The sequence below is a fragment of the Corynebacterium sp. 401_CJEI genome, from assembly GCF_001076435.1.
Lineage (GTDB): Bacteria > Actinomycetota > Actinomycetes > Mycobacteriales > Mycobacteriaceae > Corynebacterium > Corynebacterium jeikeium_D.
This window is the reverse complement of sequence record NZ_JVIP01000018.1, coordinates 128,539-146,377: the sequence shown is the minus strand read 5'-3', so window position 1 is coordinate 146,377 and position 17,839 is coordinate 128,539. Positions and strand designations below refer to the sequence as shown.

At 59.5% G+C, this 17,839-nt stretch carries 15 protein-coding genes; 7 read left to right on the top strand and 8 right to left on the bottom strand.

From position 1 onward, the window contains the following. Positions 1-4: 4 nt before the first annotated feature. A complete protein-coding gene (locus ADM64_RS04560; protein ID WP_049193278.1) occupies positions 5-1,231 on the bottom strand; it encodes a M20 family metallopeptidase in 1,227 nt (408 codons plus the stop codon). 196 nt (positions 1,232-1,427) lie between these two features. On the opposite strand from ADM64_RS04560, the gene ADM64_RS10910 reads away from it, so the two are divergent. Beyond that, positions 1,428-2,111 (top strand): hypothetical protein, encoded by a 684-nt coding sequence (locus tag ADM64_RS10910; RefSeq protein ID WP_141744775.1) that lies wholly within the window; start codon positions 1,428-1,430, stop codon positions 2,109-2,111. Positions 2,112-2,120: 9 nt separating this feature from the next. Here the strand turns inward: ADM64_RS10910 and upp are convergent, their stop codons facing one another. Next, positions 2,121-2,756: a uracil phosphoribosyltransferase gene (gene upp / locus ADM64_RS04545; RefSeq protein WP_016422152.1), complete on the bottom strand. Its 636-nt coding sequence runs from the start codon at positions 2,754-2,756 to the stop codon at positions 2,121-2,123. A 347-nt stretch (positions 2,757-3,103) separates the two neighbouring features. Here upp and ADM64_RS04540 point away from each other — a divergent pair, with 347 nt between their 5' ends. From ADM64_RS04540 to ADM64_RS04530, 3 genes are all read left to right on the top strand, one after another. Continuing rightward, the gene (locus ADM64_RS04540) at positions 3,104-3,424 is read left to right on the top strand and encodes a hypothetical protein (protein WP_049193276.1); all 321 of its coding nucleotides are present in this window, start codon (positions 3,104-3,106) and stop codon (positions 3,422-3,424) included. Next, positions 3,424-4,467, top strand: coding sequence for a C40 family peptidase (locus tag ADM64_RS04535; RefSeq protein ID WP_049193274.1), 1,044 nt, complete (start codon positions 3,424-3,426; stop codon positions 4,465-4,467). Before ADM64_RS04540 ends, ADM64_RS04535 begins: the two co-directional genes overlap by 1 nt. 132 nt (positions 4,468-4,599) lie before the next feature. Beyond that, the gene (locus ADM64_RS04530; RefSeq protein ID WP_016422149.1) at positions 4,600-5,841 is read left to right on the top strand and encodes a hypothetical protein; all 1,242 of its coding nucleotides are present in this window, start codon (positions 4,600-4,602) and stop codon (positions 5,839-5,841) included. 29 nt (positions 5,842-5,870) lie between these two features. Here ADM64_RS04530 and ADM64_RS04525 read toward each other — a convergent pair whose 3' ends face one another. Beyond that, positions 5,871-7,100, bottom strand: coding sequence for an adenosine deaminase (locus ADM64_RS04525; protein ID WP_016422148.1), 1,230 nt, complete (start codon positions 7,098-7,100; stop codon positions 5,871-5,873). A gap of 156 nt (positions 7,101-7,256) precedes the next feature. Here ADM64_RS04525 and ADM64_RS04520 point away from each other — a divergent pair, with 156 nt between their 5' ends. Next, complete coding sequence (locus ADM64_RS04520; protein ID WP_193390810.1) at positions 7,257-8,507, top strand: D-alanyl-D-alanine carboxypeptidase family protein; 1,251 nt, start codon at positions 7,257-7,259, stop codon at positions 8,505-8,507. On the opposite strand, the gene ADM64_RS04515 is transcribed toward ADM64_RS04520, so the two are convergent. The 3 genes from ADM64_RS04515 to ADM64_RS04505 all read right to left on the bottom strand — a co-directional run bounded on the left by ADM64_RS04515 (position 8,508) and on the right by ADM64_RS04505 (position 11,179). Then, positions 8,508-9,533 carry a YhjD/YihY/BrkB family envelope integrity protein gene (locus ADM64_RS04515; protein ID WP_049193273.1) on the bottom strand — a complete coding sequence of 342 codons (1,026 nt, stop codon included), beginning with the start codon at positions 9,531-9,533 and terminating at the stop codon, positions 8,508-8,510. Positions 9,534-9,595: 62 nt separating this feature from the next. After that, positions 9,596-10,651, bottom strand: coding sequence for a tryptophan--tRNA ligase (trpS, locus tag ADM64_RS04510; protein ID WP_049171954.1), 1,056 nt, complete (start codon positions 10,649-10,651; stop codon positions 9,596-9,598). A gap of 96 nt (positions 10,652-10,747) precedes the next feature. Continuing rightward, a complete protein-coding gene (locus ADM64_RS04505; RefSeq protein WP_016422144.1) occupies positions 10,748-11,179 on the bottom strand; it encodes a hypothetical protein in 432 nt (143 codons plus the stop codon). Between the two features lie 190 nt (positions 11,180-11,369). Here ADM64_RS04505 and ADM64_RS04500 point away from each other — a divergent pair, with 190 nt between their 5' ends. Beyond that, positions 11,370-14,057: a DUF6541 family protein gene (locus ADM64_RS04500; protein WP_049193272.1), complete on the top strand. Its 2,688-nt coding sequence runs from the start codon at positions 11,370-11,372 to the stop codon at positions 14,055-14,057. A 28-nt stretch (positions 14,058-14,085) separates the two neighbouring features. Here ADM64_RS04500 and ADM64_RS04495 read toward each other — a convergent pair whose 3' ends face one another. Further along, positions 14,086-15,042, bottom strand: a complete 957-nt coding sequence (locus ADM64_RS04495) for an exodeoxyribonuclease III (RefSeq protein ID WP_049171950.1) — start codon at positions 15,040-15,042, stop codon at positions 14,086-14,088. 43 nt (positions 15,043-15,085) lie between these two features. Further along, positions 15,086-16,396: an MFS transporter gene (locus ADM64_RS04490; protein WP_016422141.1), complete on the bottom strand. Its 1,311-nt coding sequence runs from the start codon at positions 16,394-16,396 to the stop codon at positions 15,086-15,088. 397 nt (positions 16,397-16,793) lie between these two features. Here ADM64_RS04490 and ADM64_RS04485 point away from each other — a divergent pair, with 397 nt between their 5' ends. Further along, positions 16,794-17,783: a hypothetical protein gene (locus tag ADM64_RS04485; protein WP_049193271.1), complete on the top strand. Its 990-nt coding sequence runs from the start codon at positions 16,794-16,796 to the stop codon at positions 17,781-17,783. The last annotated feature ends 56 nt before the right edge of the window (positions 17,784-17,839 follow it).

The window sequence follows — 17,839 nt, the reverse complement described above, 5'->3', positions numbered from 1 at the left end:
TAGTCTAACGGACAGTCATGGTTGACTGCGCGCCGTCCTCATAGCGAGCAACAATGCCAGCGAAGAGTTTCACACCAACGCCCAGGCAACGCTCGTCCACGATTAGGTCATCTCGGTGCAAATCATATTTGTCGCCGCGGCCGGACCAGCAGCCCAAGCGGGCCATCGCGCCCGGGACGTGCTCGAGATACCAACCGAAGTCCTCGCCACCGGACGACTGTGGGGCCTGAATGACAGCATTCTCGTCCACTCGTCGCACTGCTTCCGCAATCAGGGCGGTGCAGTATTCGTCGTTAAGTACAGGCGGCACGCCACGCTCGTAATTGATGGTGCACTCGGCGCCGGTCGGAGCGAGGACTTGTTCAATGAGTTCGCGGACCAGTGGATCGATGTCGCGCCAGGTCTTGATGTCCGCGGTACGCAGGGTGCCACTGACGCTGCCTTCAGACGGAATCGCGTTGTGCGCATACCCGGAGTGAACGGAGCCGAACGTAAGCACGGTGCCGGTGCGCGGGTCGACGCGTCGCGACAGCAAGCCGGGCAAATCGACAATCAATTTGCCCAGCGCATAGACAACATCTGCTGTCATTTGTGGGCGGGAGGTATGCCCGCCCGGACCATGCACCTGAATCTCCAACGTGTCGGCCGCAGAGGTGATGGCACCTGTTCGAACGCCGACGTGACCGACGCGCAGCTTCGGCTCACAGTGGACGGCAAAAATACGCTCAACGCCATTGAGTGCACCGGCAGCGATAACCTCGGGTGCACCGCCAACCATGACTTCCTCGGCGGGTTGGAAAATGAAACGCAGCGGCGTCGGCAACGTGTGCTTTTCGTGGTACTCAGCCATAGCCAGAGCCGTCGCGAGCGTAATCGTGGTGTGGAAATCATGCCCGCAGGCATGCATGACGCCGTCATTGGTGCTGGCAAACTCCAGCCCCGTGCTCTCTGTAATTGGAAGCGCGTCTATATCACCGCGGAAAGCGAGACGCCCCGGCAATTCACCTCCGGCTTCGCTACCGGCGAGTTCATCTTCACCAATGTCGACCATCAGGCCGGTGTTGGGAAATAGCACTGGTTTCAGCCCTGCAGCACGCAGCTTCTCCTCCACAAAAGCCGTGGTGGCGTGCTCCATGTGAGATAGCTCTGGGTGCGCATGAAGATGCCGCCGCCACTCGAGAATCTCGTTCGCGTGCTCGGCCCACCAGTGCTTAATAAACTCCTCAATCACAACTCTCCAGTGTAAGCGCTCCACCGGCAGGACGTAACAAGAGGCCTACCGACGACTGCGCCAGCGACAGCAGTGGCCGGCAAGCGTTTGACTATCAGCGCCAGACGTACACATGACCAGGAGCCACTTCTTTAACTTTGACCTCTTCAATTATCAGATGTTTCACATTTTGAGGAAGTCTGCGATGATAATAGGCATGTCCGGCAATGGCACACCTAAGTCTCTCAGCATCCCCATCATCATCGTGGCCACAGCACTCGTGGTTGTCATCGGCATCGCCATCGGCCTGTCGCTGAACAATAGTGATGAGCCCCAGCGTCCGGAGGTCCCCTCCTCCTCGCAGCCGACGTCGCCCAGTTCGACACCGCCGTCCTCGACGAGTTCGACTTCTACGAGCAAGACGACCACCACGACGACAACTACGTCGAAGTCCTCCGAGACGTCGTCAAGCACGCCGAGCACTTCGACATCGTCCTCGTCGTCTACGCCGAGCACCACGTCTTCGCCATCCACGACGACGAGCTCAGAGCCGACATCAGCTCCGGAGGGACAGGACTTCGGCACTGGCCGCTCCGACCTAGACGGCCTGGGCTTCGTGGGCAGCTCCGCACGCTGCGACAACGGTGACCGCGCCTTTGCTGTTATCGCCGCTGAACAGGGAATTAAGGCTGCTGCTTGTGAGACGCGCTCCGGCGAGAAATACTACCGCTCCGATACACCACAGGGTTCCGGATCGATGGACATCATCGTCGATGAGGGCGACCGCGTTGTTGCACAAAACGGCTCGTACAAGTACCAGATGTCCCCCGACGGAGTTCTTGTGACCAAGGACAACGAGGTCGTCAAGAAGTACGCCGCAGAAGCCTGGGGCACTGCCTAAGAGATCAATTTAAAGATCAATGTTGCGGGGACCGTAGAGGCGGTCGCCCGCATCTCCCAGACCCGGCACGATGTAGGCATCCTCGTTAAGATCCGGGTCCACCACTGTGGTGACAAGACGCACCGGGAAACCGGATTCCTTCAAGGCGTCGACACCCTGCTGTGCGGAAATGATGCACACGGCCGTGATGTTGTCCGCGCCGCGATCCACCAACAGCTTCAGGGCATGCAGCAGTGAACCGCCGGTTGCCAGCATTGGGTCGACCAGGAAGACAGTGCGCCCGGACAGATCCTCCGGTAGCGCCTCGAGGTACGGCACCGGCTCATGGGTTTCCTCATTACGAGCCAAGCCAATAAAGCCCACCTGCGCATCCGGAATCATCGACAGCGACGGATCAATCATGCCAAGACCCGCACGAATGACGGGAACAATAATCGGCGGATCCTGCAGACGGTAACCCGGCGCGGTAGTGATTGGGGTCTGAACATCGAAGTTATCGACGGGCAGCTCCCGGCTTGCCTCGTAAATCAGCATTGCGCCCAGATCGGCGAGTGCCGCACGGAAGCCCGCGTTATCAGTGCGCGCGTCGCGCAGAATGGTCAAACGTGACTGTGCCAAGGGATGGTTGACAACGGTAATCTCCATGCCTTCCAAAATACATTGCTTTGCTTTTGCTGCTCTGGTGCCGGCAAAAGCAAATTTCTGAAAACGCGTTCCCCAAAAAATATGGAACCGAATCGGCCTTTTTCGCGCCTAACAATACGAGGGCTATTTACTGCGCCCTATTTGCGCAAGCCCGCCTACTACCAAACCACTTGCCACTCAGTCGCCGTCCGAACCCCGCTAGCCGTTCTGCCACAGCACTGAGTGTTGAACCACACGCGAATTTCCTAGAGAGGCCGTCAACATTGTCCCGTCCATCACCACACAGTTCCCACAGCCGATCTTTTCTCTCTCCGACCACTAGCGGGAATGACTCAGTCTTTACGCTGGTGCCAGAGCTGATTTCTGCCGATGCCACGCGCCTTGGCGCGTTGTCGCAGCAGGTCAGCGGCGCTGACTTGGGCATCAGCGCACTGCTCTCGCTTGGCGACGTCCCGTTTGCTGGGCCCTTCTGTCACGCTGCAGCCACTGCTCTACAGCACCAACACGAGCATGTAGCTGAGCTGAATGAGTACGGCACCAGCGCTGCTCGTGCACTGAACGCTCTTGTCTCTGCGGTGTCCACTGCTGAAGATGCCGGCGCATATGCGCTGCAGTCCATCTCACCGAAAATGGGAGCCGTTGCAACTCGCGGAATGGGCGGTGCGTGATGCTTCCCACCAATCTACTTACGGAGGTCCCCACCGCGATTGCACAACAGCTAAGTCCTGCCATCGCACCCGCACTGGCAGGACTTGCTGGGGCCGCAATACCCGCCGCGAGTACCGCCTGGCGCTCAGTGGCAGATTCCGTTGACCGCAACTGGGGCGATGGTGCTGGTTCCGGAGCAGGGGCCGCGGGAACAAGTCTCAGACGGGCTGCAAATGCGGCAGCCGACTTGGAAACTCGCGCCGGAACCATTGACAGTGACATTGCCAAGGGGCTGGCCGCAGTAATGTCAGCGGCCACTGATTTGGCCCGGATTGCCATGGATTTTGTCACTTCCGCCATGGGCTCGTTGACTGCGACGGCTGCGGGGCCCGCTGGTCTCGCCGCGACCGGCGCCAGCCTAGCCTCAGCGGCCAGTTCCGCGATCTCCCAGGCCATTGCGCGGCTCATGAAACTCGAGCAAGAACTGCGACCTCTGGTGCAGTCGCTGATACAGCAAGCGAGTACCGCGGTGGACACCCCTACCCCACCTCACTCGGCACAGTTGGAGGCCCCAGGTATCACTCAAGCCGCCCTCGCTTCTACGTCTACGAACACCCCAGGTTCGGCTAGCGCTACCGACGCTGCAGATGGTTCGGAGGCGTCGTCCGATTCGGGCAGCGCGCCGGTACCTGCGGATGCTGGAGCTGGCGCGCCCACACCAGAGGCCCAAGCTGCGGTGAAGGCTGCACTCAGTGCCGTCGGAACGCCCTATGGTTGGGGCGGAAATACTCCGGGGCAGGCGCTCGATTGTTCAGGCTTAACGCACTGGGCCTACGGGCAAGCTGGTGTTGATATTCCCCGCACGGCAGAAGCACAGGCCGTCGGCAGACAGGTGAGCCAGGATGAACTGCTACCTGGCGATCTTGCAGTGTGGGACGGCCATGTCGCCATGGTTATCGGTGACGGAAAGATGGTCGAAGCGGGCGATCCGGTGCAGGTAAACCCCGTGCGTACGACCAACATCGGCATGCCGTTTAAGGGGTTCTACCGTCCGACCGGATAGTGCGGTGGGTATCTGCGTCGTAAAACTTCTAAGATAGGAATACGCAAACTTGCCACCCGTGGGGGCGCTGCAGGTATGACAATTTTTGAGTTTTAATAATCACCGACAAGCAGAAGGGCTGCGACGAAAACTATGGCCAGGAAAGGCATCGTTCCTATCGAACTCGAGCTGACCTCGGGCACCTTTTACACGTTGTGGGCTCCAAGCTGGCGTGAGGGTGGCTCCGAGTGGCAGGCTCTGCTCGGCCGCGGTGATGACATCTATTTGTTCTCATCGGCGGCAAAGCTCCTGGCTTTCCTACAGTCGGATGCTCCTCACGACTTCACGCAGCACCCCAGCTGGCGCAACTTCAACCAGCAGCTACCGGGAGCTGCCATCGCGGCGCCACGCCACCGCTATGACCTGATTGGGCTGCCAGAGATTCTGGCCGGCCGGGCCGACTACGACCATGTTTCGCGCGCTGATCGCATTCTTGCCATCACTCGCTCGATTGGTGCGATCGCGGATCTCACTCCGATCAACCAGATGTTCGCCTCTCACTCTGTCCTGGCTGCCACGCAAAATGGTGCTGATCACTTCCAGGGCAGTGGCGCCGCTCAGTGGTCGGCTATCGGTAATGTCATCTTGACCAACTGGGACAATTGCATTGACGCTATCGACGCCATCGGCGCAAATACTCCGAGCATCGATGAAGAGTCTGAAACCGCTGCTGCAGCCGCATTAAAGGAGGCGGAGGCCGCGGAGCGTGAGCGTCGTGAAGCGGCGGAGAAGAAGCGCGAAGAGGAAAAGAAGTCCGCAGAGGAGACCGCCGGCGATCCGTACGATCAGACGGTGTGGGCCAACGCTGGCATCGACCCGATCAAGATCTCCATCGCTGGCCGCACGCTCTACACCTTGCGTTGTTACATGGGACGTCGCCCGCTATTCCTGGGCAGCGCCGGTGAGATTCACACGTTCTCACAGCCCCGCACGATGGTGCGTTGGCTGCTGGAGCACAAGCATCACGACATGTCGGCGCTGACGACGTGGGATGAAATCATCACCGCGGCCAACGCAGGTGAACTGGAGGCCGTAGTGCACGAGGACAATGAGTACTCGTTTACCGGTCTGGCCGAGGACATTGAAAAGGGCCCGAACGCCGTGGACACCGCCCAGCTCGCCCGCGCGTACGAGCTACTCGCAGACGCCGCTGACTGGGCTGGAGATGATGCCGTGAACGAGGTACTGGCGGGCAACCAGCAGCTGCAGTGGCTGCTGAACTTCCTGCTGGACACCGGAGAAATGTCCGAGCCAGTTCCGCCTTACGACGATGAGGCCGAGGGCTGGAGGCAGCTGGAGAAGGACTTGGCCGCTCGGTTCACGACCAAGATCTAGCTCCTCCCAGCAAAGCTGGCCGGCGCTGGCTAGTCCAGCGTCAGGTTCAGCTCATCTTCGGCACCGAAACCCGCACCGTTGACATCAGTTTCGATGTCCTCGTCGCTGTTGTCGATAAGCTGCAGGTAAGCGGGGTAAATAATGGTGTCCATGATGTGCTCGCGGGTCGGCAGATCCACGAATGCATTGTTTAGCGCATTCGAGGTCAGTTCGAACAGCTCGCTGTAGCCGTAACCGAAGTTCTCCACCAACTCCATGCACTCCCGGGTCATGGAAGTCGCACCAATCAGACGGTTATCCGTGTTGACCGTGCAGGCGAAACTCATATCGTCGAGAAGCGAGAACGGGTGATCCGCAACGCTGTCACAGACACCAGTCTGAACGTTGGAGGTCGGGCAGATTTCCAGCGGAATCTGGCGGTCACGAATAGCGGAGGCAACCTCCTGGCATTCGATGCCCTCGAGGGAAGCACCGAAGTCCTCGTAGATGCGCACGCCGTGACCCAGGCGGCGAGCACCTTGCACGACAGCGTCCTGCAACGAATCCACACCGGCGTCTTCACCTGCGTGAATGGTGACCGGAATGAGGTTTTCCCGCAGCATGGTGAATGCTTCGGCATGGTTAGCCGGTGGGAAGCCGTTTTCCGGTCCAGCGATGTCAAAACCGACAACGTACCCGTCGGAGTTCTTCCCGTAGTTGTCGATGACCAGCTGTGCGACTTCCTTGGAATTGTCATTCTGGCGCATCGCACAGACCAGCAGACGTGCGGTGATGTGCTTTCCCTCAGCGGCGGCATGGGCTTCACCCTGCGCCAGGCCTTCGACCAGCGCGTCGATGACAGCCTGCATATCCAGGCCCTTTTCCAAATGGTTTTCCGGAGCCAGGCGCAGCTCAGCGTAGACGACGTTGTCGGCGGCCAGATCCTCGACGGCCTCACGCGCCACGCGCGTCAGCGACTCAGCGGTCTGCATGACGGCGCAGGTGTGCGCGAAGGCGGTCAGGTAGCTCGGCAACGAGCCAGAGTTGCCGGTATCAATGAACCACTTCTCCAGTTCATCCACGTCGGTGGTGGGCAACTGATCGGTGTAACCGCAGTCCGCGGCCAGGTCGATAACGGTCTGCGGGCGCAGGCCGCCATCGAGGTGATCGTGAAGCAGTACCTTGGGCAGGCTGGCGACAACCTTGCGCATCTCATCGAGATTCGATGCCGAAGACTGTGTGTCCAGAGACTGAGCATCACTGTGCAAAGAATTAGTCATAATGGCCAGACTATCGGTATTGTGCCCTCCGCTTCTACTTCACTGCCGGTGAATCGTAATTCTGCTTTGTACAAAGGCTTCCGCTCCCCCGTTTTCCCCCATCCACACACGACGAATACGTCATTTCGGGTGACGTTTTACTACCCTTATCTCATCATGTTTCCCTCTCGCCGCTTCTCATCTGCCGTTACGCTGCTAGCTACCAGCGCTCTGCTTCTGCCGAGCACCGCCCCCGCAGCCATGGCGCAGAGCACCTCGCTTACCGACGACGCCCCGATTGTCGGTCCCGCACCTGATATCCGTGACACGGAGGGCTGCCCCTACAAGACCTTTCCACCAGCACCAGTGGATTCCTCTGAGGTTCCGGCTCCCGGCGAAACATCTCCCGCTCCACTTCCGGTTCCTCAAAAGCCGGCTGGAGGTAGCAAGATGTCCGCCTGCGGCATTGTCAGCGGTGAGGGGTTTGACGTTCCGAAGGACCTCTCCGCCTCTGCATGGACGGTGTTCGATTTGAAATCCGGCGATGTCCTTGCGGCGAAGGACCCGCACGGCCGCTACCGTCCGGCATCGATTATTAAGGTGCTGCTGGCGATGGAGGCAATCGAGAATTTGAAGCTCGACACCCCAGTCAAGGCGACCTTCGAGGACGCGAACATGGAGGGCTCTCGTGTCGGCATCGTCGAGGACGTGAACTACTCGGTAGAAACGCTCCTGACTGGTCTGTTGCTTAACTCCGGCAACGACACCGGCCACGCCTTGGCTCGCGAACTTGGTGGCATGGATAAGACCACAGAGAAGGTCAATGCCCTGGCAAAGAAGTTGGGGGCGACGGATACGCGAGTGGTCAACCCGACTGGTCTCGATGCTCCGGGACAGATGACGTCGGCATACGACATGTCACTGTTCTTCCAGCACGCATTCAACAATGAGACCTATCGCAAGCTCTCGGCCACCCGCCTGGCCACCATCCCCGGAGACAAGGCTCTCGAGGTCGATGACTTCGAAATCGCCAACGACAATCAGCTGATTGCCCAGGACTACCCCGGCGCCCTTGGAGGCAAGACTGGTTTTACCGACGATGCCCGTCACACCTTCGCTGGGGTGGCTGAGCGCGATGGCCGTCGTCTCGGCGTCATCGTTCTCGACGTCACTGTGGAGGATTCACCGCGCCCCTGGGAGCAGGCGGCATCGCTTCTCGACGCCGGCTTCGCGGCACCGCAGGACAGCTCTGTCGGTGTCCTCGAAGCGGAAGCGACTGAGGATACGTTGGTAGAAAAATTGCCCGATATCCTGGACAACGAGTCAACAGGAACCGGGCTGAAAATTACTGTCAGCGCTGCCATCGTAGGTGTCATCGCATTGATTGCGATGGTCACCTACCGCTTCGGCAGACGCAATCGCGGTTAGTTATTTCGAACCGAGCAGGCGGTTCAATCCGGACGGATTGGCCGCTTCCGCACGGACGTTAATGACAGCAGGAGCGGGTGCATCCAGCTCCTCGTCGGCAAGCGCTTCTTCGGTCGTCGCGGTCCAGGCAGTGGCGTACATAGTGATGCGCCAGATGAGGTAGAAAACGACCATCAGACCGATGACCGGACCGAAAACTGCACCGGCCGGGTTCGACAGGGCGTTGGAGAAGAAAACGCTACCGAGCTGCTTGACAACCTCAAGGCCAATCGCACCGATAATCGCACCCTTTGCCGCAGAGCGGAACGGGGCGCCCCCGCGCGGCAGGAAAGCGAGCATCCAGAAGAACAGCAGCCAGTTGGCGACGAGACCAATGGCGATGGCAATCAATCCTGCGATTATTGTGATTCCCGGGACATGGGCCAGACCAATCTTGTCCAGCAGGGACTGTGTCAGTCCGGAAGAGCCGGCCGCGGTGACAGCGAAGGTCAGCAGGATCATAACCAGCATGCCCAGCAGACGCAGCAGGTCGCGAACCTTTCCCATCACGAAGTTGCTAGCGCCCAGCGGGCGCTTCCACAGCTGTGTCACTGCGTTGGAGAGGTTGCTCATCCAACTAAGACCCGACCACAGGGTGGCAATGAAACCGACGGTGAAAACGCCACCGGCCTGATCGATCGCGCCTTCAATAATTGCGTTGATGGTGTCGCCCATTGACCCATCGATGGAGTCGGTGATAGCGGACTGGATTTGCTCAAGCAGCTGCTCATTGCCACGCAGCACAAGCGCGAGGATGGCAAATGCCGTCATGATTAGGGGGAAAATCGACAGCACGGAGAAGTACGTGACAGCGGCGGCAAAAAAGTTACCGCCCTGCTCGGAGTAGCGCTCCTGCATCCGCATAACGTGATCGAACCACGCCCACTTTTCGCGGAGGCGGTCGATTGCGCTCGGTTCATCGGCGTGTACACGCTCGATGCCATAGCGGTCCGTTCTCTTCGGATCTTTTTGAGTAGAGGTTGCCATGTCCCCTACCTTAACGTGCCAGCTTTCGGTACGGAGACTGAAGCGCAGAGTCTACAGCTGAATTAACGGTTGGCGGCCTTCAGGAACCCGACTCGCTCGTACACATCTGCAAGTGTCTTGGCGGCAACTTCACGGGCACGGTCAGCGCCTTCGGCCAGGATCCGTTCCAACTCACCACGATCGGCCATGAGCTCCTCATAGCGTGCACGCAGTGGCGTGGTGAATGCCTCCAGCGCATCTGCGGTATCAGCCTTCAGCTGGCCGTAGCCAGCGCCTTCGTAGCCGGCAACGAGCTCGTCGACAGGCTTGTCGGTCAACGCCGACTGAATGACCAGCAGGTTGGAAACGCCCGGCTTGTTCTCACGGTCGAAGCGGATCTCTCCGTCATTGTCGGTAACGGCCGAGCGAATGCGCTTGGCGGAGACCTTCGGGTCGTCCAAGAGGTTAATAATGCCCTTCGGATTTGCACCCGACTTGCTCATCTTCGAGGTCGGATCCTGCAAGTCGTAAATTTTCGCGGAGCCTTCCATGATGTGTGGATCCGGCACCACGAAGGTCTTCTTGTAGCGGGAGTTGAAGCGCTGCGCCAGGTTACGCGTCAGTTCGAGGTGCTGGCGCTGATCCTCCCCCACCGGCACCAGCTGTGGGCGGTAGAGCAAGATGTCGGCAGCCATCAACATGGGGTACGCGAACAAACCAGCGGAGGTATGTTCCGCGCCCTGACGAGAGGACTTGTCCTTGAACTGCGTCATACGGCTGGCTTCACCAAAGCCAGTCAAGCAGGTCAACACCCATCCGAGCTCCGCGTGCTCGGGCACATGCGACTGCACGAAGAGGACCGACTTCTCCGGATCAATACCGAGTGCAATCAGCTGTGCGGCACCTGCGATAGTGCGCTGACGCAGCTCCTTCGGATTCTGCTCGACAGTGATGGCGTGCAGGTCTGGAATGAAGTAGTAAGCGTCGAAGTCATCCTGCAGATTAATCCAGTTCTTCAATGCACCCAGGTAGTTGCCCAGGTGGTAGGAATCTGCGGTCGGCTGAATGCCGGACAGAACGCGCTGCTTACGAGCACTCGGTGCAGGATTAGTTGCCTCAGGACCCTTGCTTTCACTCATAGCCAATAAGTCTAGCGCGAGGCCCGCAGTTGAGAGTCGACGACGTACCCGTTTCGACAACACCACGGGCTTTTGCAGGAAACCGACTGCCAAAAGCTAGCCCCGACGCCCCTCGTCCCCCTGCTCCACAAGCATTCGATCGGATAGCAATTTGACGGTGCGCGCCGCAGCGGCTGGCGATTCCTCGGGGTACAGTGCGCGCACCAACGTGATCGCTGGGCGAATGCCGTGTTCAGAGAGAACACGGCGAACACGCTCACGCTCCCCCTGGGTCAACTCGAGCGGGGCTACGGGTGGCCTACGGGTGTAGGACACGACCATCACGGCTCCCAGCAGAACAATGAGTCCGAGGGAAATCCACAGTGGCCACGCGTAGGCAAAAGACAGCACGATAAACGCAACAATGACACCGGAAGTCACGACCACTGGGACATTGACAGCAGTGCCAGGGTCGTTCTGCAGACTCCGTGCGATGGCTTCCAAATCGGCCATCTGGTGCCGCTTGTTATCGCTCTCGCCGTTTTTCACTGGGGATGTCCTCTCCTTTCCTGGTCCGCACCGAGCTCGCTTCAAGTCCCGCGCAGATTCGCGCTTGGGTTTTACAGCGGCTGAAGTCCCATCAGTCCTTCTTCAAATCTTAGGCGCTCGCGTCCCAAGTGCCGAACTAACCCACAGGTATTATTGGACTAATTCAATTCTCTTATCCGTCAGGAGTCCCATGCTCGCTGCCATTGCGGTTGCCGTCTTCATCCTGCTGGTCCCAGGCGCAGTTCTCGGTTGGGCCAGTGGGCTACGTCCCACGCTCGCGTTGGCATCTGCCGGCCCATTAATGCTGGGTGTGACCGGTTTTTCCGCATGGTTGTCTCACGCGCTCGGGCTGGATTACACCTGGCTCTTCGTGGCCGGCATGTGGGCATGGTTCTGTGCTATTGGCTATCTGGTGCGCAGATTCGTCCCCCGAGCAACGCCCGAAGACGGCTTCGATTCCGGCGTTGTCACCGCGATGATTGTCGTCGGAGTTACGGTAGTCGGCTCGATGCGCGCCATGCTCGTGCTTAACGACGTCCCTGGCGGCCCCGGCGCTATCCGCGAAGCCTGGGACATGCTCTGGCATACCAACTTCCTCCGGTTCATTGACGAGCATGCAATAGCCTCGCCCACCGCGGCCGGTGACCTGATGAATCAGGAGACCGGGGCCGAAATGTTCTACCCCACCGGCTGGCATGCCATGGCGGGGCTGCTGCCCGGCTCGGTCTTCCTCGATTCCAACGTGTTTGCGTTCTTGGCCCCGGCGCTGCTTGTTCCCGCAGCAACTGCGGTGCTAGCCCGCACCGCAGTTGGTCCTAAGTGGGCGGCCTATGCCGGTCCCGCAGCTGCCGTCGCGACGCTGATGCTTCCGGAGATTTGGGTGGCCCTTTGGCGCACCTCCTCCATGCCGTATCTGCTCGCGGTGGCCGCTTTGCCGATTGCTGCGGCTTTGACCATGCGGGGCTATATTGTCCCCGCTGCGCTTGCCCTGGTCGGCACGTTTATCACCCACCCGGCCGGCGCAATTGCTGCCGTGCTCTTTGTTGGCTTGTGGTTGATTACCCAACCGAGCGTCAGTGGCCTAGTTCGCACGCTAGTTATCGGCGCGCTCGCCCTGGTGATGACTCTCCCGGCAGCTTTGTCCGCGAGGGGGCAAGGCGAATCCGTTGCGGGCTTTACCGGCCAAATTGAGATTTCCCGCTCCGAATCACTGTGGCGAACTCTGATTGGGTTTTCCCGCTATGCTGACGAGCCCATCTTTTCCCGGACTGTTCTGGTTCTTGTGCTCATCGGCCTGGTGGTGGCGCTTGTCTCTCGCCTGCCAGACAGCCCATGGGCTCCGTGGCCGGCACTGGTTTTCGGGCTGCTCTTTGTGGTGTCCGATAGTGCGCAGTCCCGTTGGTCTGAGCCGTTCGGCACCTATCTGAAGTTTATTGGCACTTTCTTCTACGACATGCCGTACCGCATGCAGGCGGTTATGGGAATTCTGCGCGCAGTGCTGGTCGGCTACGCAGTCGCGGCTGCCGTTGTCGCGATTGTGGCTGTGGCGCAGTGGATCGTCGCAAAGCGAGATCAGCCGACTAAGTCGTGGAATCCTGCGCTGGCGATGGGGCTCGTAGCGGCACTGGCGATTGTGCCTGCGACCTGGGCGAGTGGGCCTGCTCAGCGCGAGGCAATTCGCCAGAGTTTCGGAAGCACGTTTGTGACCGCTGCGGACATGGAAGCTATTGATTGGCTGTCCGCACAGCCGCATGCGTTTGAGGGGCATATTCTCAATGACCGTCGTGACGGTTCTGCGTGGATGTATGCCATCGCCGGACTGCCGACCCTGTTCCGCCATTTCTCCTTCTCCGACAAAACTGCCGAGGCGAGCAACAAGCTGCCGATAAACGTTGACCTGCTGGGCTCACATCCAGAGTTCGATGCCATGGCGAAGAAATTGGGAGTGCACTACATCATTAGTTCCCCGCCGGGTGTGAACACGGATGGCACGGAGGCGCTGTCGATGCGTTCCTGGGCATGGCACGCGCCGGGGCTCACGCCTGTGTATCACGACAGTTCGGTGATGATTTTCGCGGTCAACAAGATGTTTTCACCTGAAGAGTTGCACGCTGTTGTCAACAGTTCCCCACACCGCCCGGCGCGCCCCAATCCGCTGTGGATGCCTCCGCGCCAGCCAATCGTCCCCTCCCCCGACGAGGCTGTCGATCCGCTCGCCGGCGCGCGCATCACCGTCGACTCTCGCCGCGAGGCCATCGAGGCTATCAACGCCGACCTGCCTCGCGCGCTGCGTTTGAGTGGGGATACTTCCGCTCACATCGACAGCATCGTGCAACGCGCCAGCGACAAGCTCCGTCAGCGCGGCGCAATCGTTGGCGCGCATTCGCTTGCCGACGACACGGCGAGCGCAGCCACCGTAATCGTCGGTCGCTCATCAGAGGGCCAGACTCTTTCTGGGGATAACATCGGCGATCGTGGCTTTTCGGTATCCGCTGTGGTGAAGTCTCTCGAACCTGAGGACGATGCTCCTGCCGATTGGCAGTTGGCGGCGGGTGTGCGCGACGGAATGGTGTACCGAGGTTTCAATCCGCACAGCAGTTACAGCACAAACGGGGTGCCAACCGAGTTTCGCACCGGCCTGGCGCCGGCAGTGGCGGTGAACCAGAGTTCGCGGCCACATGCGCCGACAATTGCGCTATCGCTGGGAGCGGTGGGCGCTGAAAAACTCACCCGCGATTTGGCCGACCCCGCTATGCAGGACAAATGGGCCGACGCCATCGTTGACGGCATCGCCTCGATGTTGCGGCAGAACCGGCATCTCGTAACTGCTCCCGAGCCTGAGATAATCCCAGAGTTCGCTGACCTCAGAGCACACTAGTCCGCTCGGGGTTAGGCGTATGCCGGGTTTAGGCGTACTCCACGATCACCGGCGCGTGGTCCGTCCAGCGAAGGTCGTAGGCGGCAGGCTTATCCACTACCGAGCTGACAGCACGCTTGAGCATTGGTTCGGTTACCGCCTGGTAGTCGATCCGCCAGCCGGCATCGGTATCGAACGCCTTACCGCGGTAGGTCCACCAGGACCAAGGACCGTCGGCCTCTGGGTGCAGACGGCGAGTGACATCAAACCACACCGGATCTGCATTGAGCTTCGGGGCCTCCCACACAGAACCATCGGAGAAGGCACCGGATTCCAGCTCCTTTTCGCTGGCCTGAACCTGCGAATCCTGGGGAACCTCATCGGGCCAGCAGCCGAAGACCGAGTCCATCCAGGCACGCTCCTGCGGTAGGAAACCGCTCTTGCGGCGGTTGGTCTTCCAGTTCTTCAAATCCTGTTCGCGGTGGCAGATGTTCCAGTCGCCGCCGATGACTGCGTGGTGACCGTCGCGCCCCTTGGCACCCAGTTCCGCCAGGTAGTCGGAGAAGGCATCGAGGAAGCGGTACTTCTCATCCTGCTTCTCGCTCAGGGCAGCACCAGAGGGCAGGTAGAGGCTGGCAATCTGGACATCCACATCCAGGCCGGTGTCCGCTGCCGGGGCAATACCACTGATAAACCGACCGGATTCTTCGAACTCCTCGGAGCCGATGCCCACCTGGACGTCGTTAAGCGGAAAGCGCGAGAGAATGCCCACGCCGGCGCGCCCCTTTGCACCCAGGTTTTCAGCGCCGACCCAATGCCATCCGGCATCGAAAGCGGGCGCGAGGGCCTTGCGTGCCTGGTCGTCGGTGGCGCGGACTTCCTGCAACAAAACGACATCGGAACTGGTGTGCTTCAACCACTCCAGCAATCCCAGGTTGGTTTCGCTGCGCTCCTTGACGGCGGCGCGGATGCCGTTGACATTGATTGTCGCGATTGTAAGGCTCATGCCCTCATACGTTACCTATGCGTGCACTACGCCTTGAAGACCCCTAGCGCAGTTCGATGCGCTCAGCCTTCTTCGCCTGTGAGCGGCGGTAAAGAACAATGGTCGGCAGAGCGATGAAGATAGCCAACATCGCCAACGTCGCGCCGCCCAAAGCCGGTGCGCGGTAGCCATAACCGGACGCAATGACCCAACCACCGAGCGCCGCTCCAAAGGCGTTGGCCATGTTCAATGCGGCCTGGTTGAGAGCTGCCGCCAGCGTCTGTGCGCGACCGGCGACATCCATCAGACGGGTCTGCAGATTTGGCACCAATACCGATCCCAGCAGACCGATAAGGAGGAAGTTGATCGTGCCCAGCACAGCATTCTGTGAGGTGAAGTAGAAGACGCTGAGCATGATTACCATCAGCACCAGCGCAACCATGATGCCCCACTCCCCGATGCGGTCGGAGAGCCAGCCACCGATGTAAGTACCGACAACCATGCCGATGCCGTAGGCCATCAGCACAATCCAGATGTGGTTTTCGCTCATGCCCGCTTCGCGAGTCATAGTCCAGGTGATGTAGGTGTAAACCGCGAACATGCCGCCGAAACCAACGGTGCCGATTGCGACGGTCAGCAGCACCTGCGGTGTCACCAGAGCCGAGAGCTCATCCATCGGACGTGTCTTCGGCATGCGGTTCATATGCGGCACGGCGAACCACAGCGAAACAAATGCAATCAGCCCGATGACCGCGACAAACGCGAAGGCGCTGCGCCAACCGTAAATCTGTCCCAGCACCTGCGCGGCCGGCACACCAATCACAGTCGCCACCGACAACCCCACGCCCGACAGAGCCACCATCTTGCCGCGCTGTCCCGGCTTAGCCAGGGAGGCAGCCACCAGCGCCGCCACCGAGAAATACGCGCCGTGCGGCAGACCGGCGATGAAGCGCGAGACCATGACCGCTTCGAAAGAGCCCAGTGTGCCTGCCCAAACCGTGGCACCATTGCCGATGGTAAATGCCGCCATCAGCAGCAGGAGCATGCGCCTGCGCGGAATCGAGCCGGTCAGCACGGTAATTAGGGGTGCGCCCACGACAACACCGAGTGCGTACATCGAAATCATGCGCCCTGCGGCATCCTCATCACGTCCGAAGGCATCAGCGATGTAAGGCAGCAGGCCCATGGCCACAAACTCGGTAACGCCGATGCCGAATGCACCGACCGACAGAGCCACAATCACCAAGATTCGGCGTAGATCAGAGATGTCGTCCTGCACCGGAACAGGACGGCGATGCGAGCTAAACGCTCCCGCACGACGCGCACGCGGTTTGTGGTCGTCGTTGTGGGTTGTTACTTCGCTTGACGACGTCATTGCGACCGTCTCCTTTTCTCTTCTTACGCCAGTTGGTGGACTCTCAGTTCCCCTCGACTTTCGACCCAAGACGGGCTCGCAAAACCGTGAGGGGAGCCGCAAGGGAAAAATGAGACTCTACTCCGCAACACAAAAATTTCGCTATTTAATCCGCCTGTTCCCCGGGTATTTGTGCGCGGAATAACATCTGCGGCCATTAGTGGAAGTCGCTCACTCAAGTTCTTCCCAATGCATTTTGTAATCGGCATTGTTTGCCGAGGACTACGAATTCCCTTCGAGCGCCACGGACTTCCTACCCATCGAGCGCTCCGGGTCTTCGATGCTGCCGTAATAGCTACCAGGTAAATTGTTTTAAAAGATATTTCGAACTGCAATACCGATAGGATCTTGATCCACTATGGGCGACCGCTATAACCTCTACGAGTCTCTGACGCTGGATAGCGCAGCCAGCACCGAAGAGCTCCATGCAAATCTTTCTAATCAACTCTCCGAACTGCGAGATGCTGGCGTCTCGGAGTACTCCGGCGAGTTCCAGGAGAAGCTCACTGCGCTGCAAGTGCTTGGCGATGAGGGACGTCGTCGCGAATACGACGCTTTGCTGGCCGATGAGAACGCCACCATCACCATTGCGACGCTGCGCGGGCTGGCAAATCGCCCGGTACCCACTGCGCAGGAATCCTCGTTCCAGACGCAAACCCAGCAAGCACAGTGGTCCGCCCCCACTCAAACCAGTCCTGCGACAGTAACCACCACGGTGACCACGGATGTACCACCGCTGCCTGCAAACGCCACACTGCAGAACATGTGGCAGCGCATGCCACTCATCCCCCGAATCACTACCGGCTTGGTCGGTTTTTCAACTCTGATTGGCATCATCGCAGTTCTGTACGCAATCACGCTCGGCATCCAGGGCGCCAACGATCTCGGCAGCCTAGAGTCATCGTTGGGTGATTCTTGGGATGACATCGGCTACATTATGGGCGCTGCAGCCGCCCTCGTTCTTGTTCCAGTCCTCTTACTGATGGGAATGATGCTTGTCACCTTGACCGCATACTGGATTCACTCCATCCTCCGCGGTGAAGACTCGACGGCACCAATCTTTTTCTGCGTCACCGTGGCACCACTGGCGTTGGCTATGACCATCATCCCCCTCCTGTTCTTGAGCTCCTGGGTGGATGTAGTCCTCTTCCTCGCAGGTGCCATGCTGATCGCGGCTTGCGTTCTTATGTTCCTCAAGGACATGCGCGCATGGTTCCGCGGCCAGAAACTGGTCAGGACTACCCAGTCGGCCCCGGGGCAGGGCTATGCTCCGCAGTACCCACAGTCTCAGAACACTCAGGGCTACCAGTTCGGCCAGAACAATCCTCCGAACAATACACAGAACTAAATAGGCTGCCCTGAACAACCGCGCCGGCGTGCACGACACCCCAGCGCGGTTTTTCG

Coding starts and splice junctions, on each gene's coding strand:
- ADM64_RS10910 (WP_141744775.1), top strand. CDS start 1,428: ATGTCCGGCAATGGCACACCTAAGTCTCTCAGCATCCCCATCATCATC.
- ADM64_RS04535 (WP_049193274.1), top strand. CDS start 3,424: ATGCTTCCCACCAATCTACTTACGGAGGTCCCCACCGCGATTGCACAA.
- ADM64_RS04485 (WP_049193271.1), top strand. CDS start 16,794: ATGGGCGACCGCTATAACCTCTACGAGTCTCTGACGCTGGATAGCGCA.
- ADM64_RS04490 (WP_016422141.1), bottom strand. CDS start 16,396: ATGACGTCGTCAAGCGAAGTAACAACCCACAACGACGACCACAAACCG.
- ADM64_RS04530 (WP_016422149.1), top strand. CDS start 4,600: ATGGCCAGGAAAGGCATCGTTCCTATCGAACTCGAGCTGACCTCGGGC.
- ADM64_RS04500 (WP_049193272.1), top strand. CDS start 11,370: ATGCTCGCTGCCATTGCGGTTGCCGTCTTCATCCTGCTGGTCCCAGGC.
- upp (WP_016422152.1), bottom strand. CDS start 2,756: ATGGAGATTACCGTTGTCAACCATCCCTTGGCACAGTCACGTTTGACC.
- ADM64_RS04520 (WP_193390810.1), top strand. CDS start 7,257: ATGTTTCCCTCTCGCCGCTTCTCATCTGCCGTTACGCTGCTAGCTACC.
- ADM64_RS04525 (WP_016422148.1), bottom strand. CDS start 7,100: ATGACTAATTCTTTGCACAGTGATGCTCAGTCTCTGGACACACAGTCT.
- trpS (WP_049171954.1), bottom strand. CDS start 10,651: ATGAGTGAAAGCAAGGGTCCTGAGGCAACTAATCCTGCACCGAGTGCT.
- ADM64_RS04515 (WP_049193273.1), bottom strand. CDS start 9,533: ATGGCAACCTCTACTCAAAAAGATCCGAAGAGAACGGACCGCTATGGC.
- ADM64_RS04495 (WP_049171950.1), bottom strand. CDS start 15,042: ATGAGCCTTACAATCGCGACAATCAATGTCAACGGCATCCGCGCCGCC.